This window comes from uncultured Campylobacter sp. (assembly GCF_937981295.1).
Lineage (GTDB): Bacteria > Campylobacterota > Campylobacteria > Campylobacterales > Campylobacteraceae > Campylobacter_B.
The window spans coordinates 1-1,224 of sequence record NZ_CALJPC010000061.1; the positions used below are offsets into that span (position 1 = coordinate 1).

The 1,224-nt window shown below is 36.1% G+C and carries 1 protein-coding gene; it reads left to right on the forward strand.

Going from position 1 to position 1,224, the window contains the following annotated elements; all coding sequences use genetic code 11:
* Positions 1 to 683: 683 nt before the first annotated feature.
* Positions 684 to 1,224, forward strand: a 541-nt coding sequence (locus tag Q0135_RS05055; protein WP_297988818.1) for a hypothetical protein, incomplete at its 3' end; no start/stop codon positions are given.

A 1,224-nucleotide genomic window follows, 5' to 3' on the forward strand; every position in this document is an offset into this window, starting at 1 on the left:
CCTTTCTAAAATTTTAAGTTTTTGTAGAATTCCATCCCGTTGGGAATTGAAACAATTCTTTGGCGATTTTGCTCGGTTCTGTCTTTTTCGGTGCTACGCAGGCTTTAGCCGATGTTACTATGGCTTCAGACGGAAAAGTGTCGGGAACTTTTGATGTTTCGCCTGTTTTTGCCGTCGCTAGCGCTATTTTTATCGCGCTTGGCGGAATAGTCGTAGTTCGCTGGTGCATCGGCTTCATTCGTCGAGGCTAAATTTATTCCCTTGCATTTTTTGCAAGGGATAAACGAATTAATAAGGATATGAAATGGATTTGCCGCTTTCGAATTTACCTATCTTTATTTATTCGTTTTTTGGCGTTTTTATCGCATTTGTTGCGATCGTTAAGGTAGTTTCTCATTCTATCGATTTTTTTGTGAGTGAATCATGAATTATTGGGTAGAGCTTGGTTTATCGCAGGCAGATTTTAATTATTTATCCTCTATGTCCGGTATTCTGTGCGGTTTTTTATTCGCTTGTTTGGTTTTATTTTACGTTAGTAAACTTTAGGGGCTCAAGATGTATAAGATGATTCCTATTACTGGCATTAATAGCTTTGATTTCTTTTTTAGCATTTTTGTTTGGTTTTCGATAATTCTTATCCCTATTTGCGCCGTTTTAAGCCTTTTGGTTAAAAGGTGGTTCAAGTGAAATTTATCCCCCTAATCCTCCTACTTGTAGCCTCTCTTTCTAATGCCACTGAAATTGGTTGTGGCTATAATTTTATTCCTAAATATGGCGCTCCTATCGGAGAGCCTATGTATAAAGAAGATGACCGTTATACTTATAAGCTTGCTTTCGATAGAGAAAATGAGCTTTTTATGTATAGATTTAGAAAAGATGGCTCGGATATGGAAGTTTACCATTATGTTAGAGTTCATAATAATTATGAAATATTTCTTTATAAGGAATTTTCTACACAGGTTTTTTATAAGTTTGCTTGTGCTCAAACTTTTCCTACCTTTATATATCCTTTAAAGAAGTTTGATTATAGCGATGATCCTAAAATTGCTAATGCTAGATTTATCGTTGATGTTTTCGCTTACGATAGTGATTTCGCTACGCAGCATTGTAAGCTCGGTTATGATCTTGCCAATCATAAGTGCGCCGATGATTGCGAGCATATAACCGATAGAGAGTTGCGTTTTAATTGCGCTTGTAATAAACAATTCCCGGGTTCAAAATATA